General features: G+C 66.8%; 1 protein-coding gene. It reads right to left on the bottom strand.

Features of this window, described 5'->3' with window-relative positions; translation table 11 throughout:
- Nucleotides 1-223: hypothetical protein (locus tag VM95_RS38360; protein WP_045706462.1), on the bottom strand; the 223-nt coding region annotated here is incomplete at both ends.

The raw sequence follows: 223 nt of genomic DNA, 5'->3' as shown, positions 1-223 counted from the left end.
CCGGGCAGGTACCAGTGGACGGGGATGCAGGCCATCGAGTTGGTGTCCTCGGAGGCCGGCATGTGGTTGTTGACCCGGGAGCACTCGGGGTCGGTGTAGACGACGTCGATGCGCTCGCCGGTCTCGGTGGTGATGCCCTGGATGCGCGGGCGCATGAACTGGGGTGAGGCCGGGACGAGTCCGTCGATCCGGTTGGCCCGCATCTTGTACTGGAACTGCACCG

It is taken from the genome of Streptomyces rubellomurinus (assembly GCF_000961885.1).
GTDB lineage: Bacteria > Actinomycetota > Actinomycetes > Streptomycetales > Streptomycetaceae > Kitasatospora > Kitasatospora rubellomurina.
The sequence above is the reverse complement of the archived record's forward strand: the minus strand, read 5'-3'. Positions and strand labels throughout refer to the sequence as shown.